This is a genomic window from Niastella vici (assembly GCF_002077945.1).
GTDB classification, from domain to species: domain Bacteria; phylum Bacteroidota; class Bacteroidia; order Chitinophagales; family Chitinophagaceae; genus Niastella; species Niastella vici.
Window position 1 is genome coordinate 1 of record NZ_LVYD01000101.1, and the last position, 6,699, is coordinate 6,699.

The 6,699-nt window shown below is 35.4% G+C and carries 5 protein-coding genes; 3 read left to right on the forward strand and 2 right to left on the reverse strand.

Going from position 1 to position 6,699, the window contains the following annotated elements:
- Positions 1–1,066, forward strand: a 1,066-nt coding sequence (locus A3860_RS34650; protein ID WP_081155182.1) for a HEPN domain-containing protein, incomplete at its 5' end; no start/stop codon positions are given.
- 54 nt (positions 1,067–1,120) lie between these two features.
- Here the strand turns inward: A3860_RS34650 and A3860_RS34655 are convergent.
- A complete protein-coding gene (locus A3860_RS34655; RefSeq protein WP_081155183.1) occupies positions 1,121–2,584 on the reverse strand; it encodes an SEC-C metal-binding domain-containing protein in 1,464 nt (487 codons plus the stop codon).
- A gap of 252 nt (positions 2,585–2,836) precedes the next feature.
- On the opposite strand from A3860_RS34655, the gene A3860_RS34660 reads away from it, so the two are divergent.
- On the forward strand, positions 2,837–4,183 hold the full coding sequence (locus tag A3860_RS34660; RefSeq protein ID WP_081155184.1) for an AAA family ATPase: 1,347 nt from the start codon (positions 2,837–2,839) through the stop codon (positions 4,181–4,183).
- A 2-nt stretch (positions 4,184–4,185) separates the two neighbouring features.
- Positions 4,186–4,791, forward strand: a complete 606-nt coding sequence (locus A3860_RS34665; RefSeq protein WP_081155185.1) for an RloB family protein — start codon at positions 4,186–4,188, stop codon at positions 4,789–4,791.
- A gap of 154 nt (positions 4,792–4,945) precedes the next feature.
- Here the strand turns inward: A3860_RS34665 and A3860_RS34670 are convergent.
- Positions 4,946–6,699, reverse strand: a 1,754-nt coding sequence (locus A3860_RS34670) for a DUF6119 family protein (protein ID WP_173820312.1), incomplete at its 5' end; no start/stop codon positions are given.

Genomic DNA, 6,699 nt, shown 5'->3' on the forward strand with positions numbered 1-6,699 from the left:
GCACCTACCCCGGATTCGGGAACTGCTATGGGAGTTTTTTAAAACAACAGTTATCGGAAATTATACCCATGATTTACATAGACGGGACCGCGAACTATTGGTAACAATTTATGAAAAAATAGAAAAATTAGTAGAAGCAGCCCACATTATCAATGAAAAACAAAAAGAATCAAAAAAGCCCGTTTTTGAAACGTACCCATATTCTGCCGAAAACATTGATTCTGTTAACCTAACCAGACTAGCTGGATCTTACCAGTTTGAAATCGTCTCGCAGGAAAAATTAAAGACGGTTGTTGAGACCATTATCCGCATAACCAACGCAGAAAAGTTGTTCTGGTCAGGTTTTACCATTAATAGCAAGAACCGGCCCCAGTTTGATTTTCTGGTACTTTTGCCTTCCAATGCTAAATATTCTTACAGCGATTACCTAACACATGTACAGGCAAAATGTAGTGAAATTGGCTCAGTGCTTATCTGGTGTAACAAAATCAATGAAGTATATAAACATTTACGGGCAGGCCATATTTTTTATTCCGCAGTCTGTAGACATGCCTTAAAAGTGTATGACAACAAGCGGTTGCCACTGCCTGAAAAGGCCATCATTGATATTACAGATATAAAAGTAAAAGCGCGAAACATTTTTATTGAGGCTTACCATAACGCGAAATCATACCTTGACGGTGCAGAATACTTTGCTACCTCTAGCCAGTACAAACAGGCTGCCTTTTTATTGCATCAGGCAACCGAACATGCTCTACGAGCATTATTGACTTCCCTCACAGCACTGACCACTTACGGACATAATTTGAAATCGTTGATAAGACATTCCTGCTTTTGCGCACCTGGTCTGGATACCATTTTTCCTAAAAATACAGACCAAGAAAAGGAATTATTCAATTTGCTGAATGCTGCTTATGTTGATGCAAGGTATCGCCCTGATTATGAAATTAGTCAGGAACAGGTAATGGTGTTACTTGACCGGGTTGATACTCTCCTTGCGCAAATAAAGCAATCTTTTGAGGAAAGGTTGAAAACATTCGAAATCTTGATTTTGTCGGAATACTGATAAGGATTCCTCATATCATTTACATTGTCGAGACAACAATGGGTGTTCTGAATATTAGTTTAAGCAACATTTCTTATATTTCTTTTGAGAGCCGCAAGGGCATTGATCATTTCTGCCAATTTTGGCTGGCTTGATTGTAATGTTATCCGCTGGAAAATCATTAGTTCGAATAATACTTTTATTTAAACTTGAAGTTTCTAAGAAATTAAAACCTTTATTTAGCTCTTCATATGTTTTTCTATCAATTTCAGACCATTCTTCACAATTAAGCAAAATGAAGTCTTCAGAATTTGTATCAGTGAATTTCGGTGCATCGATTGCTATACCAATAATTTTTTTAAAATGCGGATACTTATTTTTTGTAATACCACAAGCCACTTCTAAAATTTTTTGTCTGCGGGGTCTATATTCATTTTCATAATCTCCTTTATTAGGGTGGTGCAGTTGCAAGAAGACATAAGCTTTATCCTTATAAAAGGATGACAAAACGGTCAGATTACGATAAAGTCGAGTACCATCGCCTGGAAAGGTATCGATTGAATGCTTTATTACTTCTGATATGGTACGTCTCCAATGCCTTGGCTCTTTAGCCATTTCAAAAATGGCACTTTGCCCTCCAAATATATTTGAATTGCCGCCTAACGTATCGTCAAGAGCATTCTGGCATGTTCGTTGGAGAAGCGAATCCCATAATTCGGAAGCCTTATTGGCTTCGTTTCTCCGACTATATGCAGGCTTACATATAAAACTTTGCCACATTCCTTCCTCAACATATAAATACTGTGCTTTTGATTGACTTGGACTGATGAAATATTCCTTCTTGTTGTTGTCAAAATTTGAGTAATAGTATGCAAGCAAATCTTCTTCGCCACTATAACATAGCCCCATTAATGTATTAATTGCCTTTTCCTTGACAGCGAGGTAGGCGCTAAAATCGTATACTGTATCTAGCTCCCTTAAAATGATTTCCAAATTGAAACTATCGAATATATGTACGGGTTGCTCTCTTTCCAGAAAAACCGTAAACGGATTTGTTGGCATGAAACTTCTCTCATCACAATAGATTATACCCAAACTTCCTGATATATTTTGAGGAGAGAAATTTTTGCAGGCATTTGAAGCTCCATGCGCAATAATAATTTTATGAACCGTTAAGTTTTCTTTTTCGATTGGAATTGGAAAGGGAATAGAGCATCTAGAATCTAAATAAACTTTATCAGGATTTTCCAAAACATATCTTTTTGCACCTGCTGCCGTTTTAATTTGCTTTTGAATAACCTCCTTTTCCCACCTAGCCCACTGGACGTGAATGTCGCCGTCTGGATTTTCAAATTTCTTACTTTCTCTGTCAAAGAATAGAAAGACATGGTTTTCAAATACGGCCATAACATCACAAAGCTCTTTCCCATCCATTTTAAAGGGGTTAGGGTACGACCATAACTTTAAAAATGTACTTTCACAAAGCTCGGCCAAAAGCTTTTCGGTTGAAGTAACACCTGAAGATTTTATTATGCTCATAACGTCAATTTTTCTACTTTCAATCCTACATATCTACGAGATCTATCGTGCTTTGAACAGGAATCAGACCTTTGGTTATAAACCCAATTTAACGAGTTATTACAGAAAAGGGCCTACCAATTCTTAGGCTGATTTTTAATAAAATTGTCAGGAGATGGCTTTGCGCTTTCACTACACATACGAGTCTAAAAACTCGTAATTTTGAATTATTTTTAGTAAATTTGAGAAATTCCCGCAAAAAGCAGCAAAATAATGATCCATTATCTAAAAATAAAGAATTTTGGGCCGATTAAGGATGAAATGGAAATAAATTTCGAGGTAGCCGATTCTAATGGTCTAGACGACTACGTTGTCGAAATGCCAGACAAAATACAGCTCATCAAGCTCATTTACATTTATGGAGCCAATGCATCCGGAAAGACAACTATCCTTAATGCATTTGAATTTTTAAGATATTTATTAATTCATCCAAAGAATGAAAAGGAAGAAGTTTTAGACTTTGAGCCGTTTTTATTTTGTGATAGGCCGTACTCTAAACATTCTTTTTTAGAATTAGCTTTTTATGTCTCCGACATTCGATACATATATAATTTAGAGTTTACTAAGACTTCTATTGTTTCCGAAAAGTTGGCATTTTATCAAACCAAAAAGCCAACTGAACTTTTTTCAAGATCGACAGACTTAAAGAAACGTTTTTCTAAGATTGATTTTGGGAGTAAAATTAAAGTGCCCGCTAGGGAAAAGGATTTGCTAGAGAGCAACACTTTGCATAATAATACAGTTCTGGGTGCTTACGCAAAAACTAATGTAGATATTCCCGAGTTGGAAGCCCTGAATAAGTGGTTCATTTCATTCTTCTTTGGGCTAATTACTTCCAACCATATGCTTAATGAATTTACTTCGAGGCTAATTGAAAGAGATCCCCAAGCTAACGTTTGGATCAATACACTTTTGAACAAAGCGGATAGCCAGTTGATGGAGGTTAAAGTCGGAAGTTATGAAGAAGGGCTTAATAAGATGCTCCAGGGAAGTTTGAATCGTAACACAGTTATAAGAGGGACAACCTATAGGTTGTCAACTCAGGAATTGCGTAACAGATTTGTTAGTTTTTTACCTAAAGCTAGTCTTGAGAAACCTTTGTTCCATGAAATTAACTTTATTCATAAAATAACGGATACAAAAACGTTTACTCTTCCTTATGAAAGTGAGAGTAGTGGTACAAAAAAATACTTTGGTCTGTCAGGTCCTTTGTACGATGTCGTTCACTATCCCCGCATGTTGTGTATCGATGAATTAGAAACATCTCTTCATCCAGATTTGATGAAATATTACTTACAGGTGTTTTTATTGAACTCTAAGAAATCGCAATTGCTTATCACTACACATAGTACAGCCTTACTCGATAATGAAGATTTTATAAGGCGTGATGCTCTATGGCTTTGTGAAAAGCAAGATACCGGCTCCATAAATCTTTATTCAGCGGCAGATTTTGATAGTAATACGTTGAGAAAGGATTCGAGTATCCAAAAGGCATACAAAACAGGACGCTTGGGAGCTAAACCCAATTTAGGATCTCCTTATATAGATAATAATAAATAGGAATGCCAAGAAGAACAAAAGGATTTCCTGAACGAAAAACGGTTGCGATAGTCGGAGATGGACAAATGGAGAGGATTTATTTTTCGGATTTGAGAGATACGGATAGGCCAAAAAATTTGGCAATTTATCCGGACTTCCCTCGAAAAATTGGCAGCTTTATGGGCGTGTTAGATAAGGCTATTGAATTATCCTCAGGATATGACACTGTCTTTGCTTTAATAGACATGGATAAAATAATTCAGGACAAACAACAAGCGAAATATGAAAAATTAAAGAAAAATACAGAGCGTGAAGGTGTAATTGTTTTGGAAAACAATCCGTGTACTGAAATATGGATTCTTTTACATTTTCTGAATACAGGCAGATTATTTACCAATTGTGACGAAGTATCCAAACAGATTTGCAAGCCGGACAGAATTGAGAATTATAATAAATCCGAAAAGTTTTTAATTCAGGCAGGTCTTTACAGAAATTTCAGACATCTGATTAGAGACGCTGCAATACCTAACGCGAAGTTGCTTGAAAAAGATAGAAAAAGTAAAGATGTTCTATACCCCCGCGCTGAATTATTTCGCTTTTTTGAGTGGTATTTCCGTCAACACCCGTAGCGCTACCGATAGCTATCGGCATAGATCAACTGTAAAATGAAAGAATCAATGAGTTATGAATTGCCCTCGTGGTTACTGTTGAAATTATTTTTTTGGTACTCAAGCTGAGTAATTAATTCTTGATTGAATACGTCCCTCTTTCAGTGGATAGATTTCACTCAGTAGTTAATTGTATAATCTTAAACCCGAACCCCATTGCATAAAGCTCTCTTTTCAACTCTAATAGTGAAAACTTGGCAATATTTGAGTTGAATTTATTTATTTCCTCTTTGAGACTACGTTTCGAACTGGCTTTATCTACGAAGGCTAGACAAAAAATTATCTGTTGTGGTGCTTTATCCTTAAATAAAGAAGCAATTCCATTCTTGGGGAATTGTTGTTTCTTCAGGCAATCTACCTTACTTCTCCGTGTTTGTTGTTCAACACGTTCAATATACCCATACCCTGTTCGCAAATCCTCCTGAATTCTTTTTGCTGCTATATTGATCTGTGATGTTAAGTCTCTTATTGAATTATTAAATCCCTTTTTAACGTGGATCAGATAAATTGAGTTATTGTCGTATTTCATAATATCACATGACTCAATATTGTCAGGAGTAATAGTATCAAATACGAAAAAATTTGGTTTATTGATATATTTTTGATTATATGTGCTTTCGCGCCTCTTTAATTCGAATGGTTCAGTGAGAATCTTTATATCCCATGCATATTTTAGCATTTCTAAACATTCGATATTTAAATCATTAATAAATTTGGGCTTTATAAAGTACCATTCCCCATCTAATAAAAAATATGTATTATTTTTATAACTGAACTCGCCATGAATATGGTGAAAAACAGACCCCGACGTTAGAACTATACCTTCACTATCATATGTAACAACTTTTCTACTTAATACGCTTGCTTTAAAAAGCCCTTCATCATCATCGATATAATTGTCGGAGTCTTTCAAGTATTTTACAATATCCGAGAAACTTGAGTGTCTTGAAATTTCAATAGGGTCACCGTTATCTATAATTATTTCTATAGAATCAGCATTAAAGTAATCTTCAAATTTTTTATGACAGAAATCCACATCAGCATCATGACCACTTTTACATGCGTTGTATAAAGTGTTTTGCACCCACAAGTCAAGCTCGTTTAAAAGCTCTTCATTTTGCGGTTTTCTACGTGATATATGCTCGACTTTATTAAGTGAGAATTTAGGCTGCTTTTTCATGAGATCAGCAATCTTACTCACTAATGATAACATCATATCAAAATCTATGGCTTTATGAATCTGAAATGAATCTTTAGCCATACACACAGATTTATTCCGTTTAAGTTGTTCGTCTGTAAATCCGAATATGTTTTTTAATAACTCTTTATTTAACTCAGCTTGTACTTGCTTAAATATTTTTCCAAACTGGTTTTCATCGGAAAAACGCTGATCACCCCTATAAAATTTTGTCTGAGCAAGCAGATTTCCAGTTAAACCGCGATCCTGAATATTCTTAACAACTCTACTATCACTGCTAAATACCCTTACCAAAATTTCCAATCCAAAATCCGGAATCATAAACCTATTTACCTTCTGACCTGCAAAACCGCCTGTAACGGCATAAATATTTTCTTCAAGACCGACAAAGCAGACATAGGAATAACTTATATTTTCAACCTGGGCAAGAGTTGATCTTTTATCCAATATCGGTTCCAAAAAGCTTCGCCACTTGGGTGGATATTCTGAATCAGCATAAAATAACTTCACCTTAAAAGGACCAAAATCCTTTTTCAACAAGGGCGATTTAACAAATTTTACTTTACCATTATTAACCTCGTGAATAAGTTCATCCACAATTTCATCAAATGAGGTAGCTTCAAAAAGGTTAAGATTAACATATGTAGTCGGTAAGCAACAATGCAGAGTTT

Coding starts and splice junctions, on each gene's coding strand:
- A3860_RS34655 (WP_081155183.1), bottom strand. CDS start 2,584: ATGAGCATAATAAAATCTTCAGGTGTTACTTCAACCGAAAAGCTTTTG.
- A3860_RS34660 (WP_081155184.1), top strand. CDS start 2,837: ATGATCCATTATCTAAAAATAAAGAATTTTGGGCCGATTAAGGATGAA.
- A3860_RS34665 (WP_081155185.1), top strand. CDS start 4,186: ATGCCAAGAAGAACAAAAGGATTTCCTGAACGAAAAACGGTTGCGATA.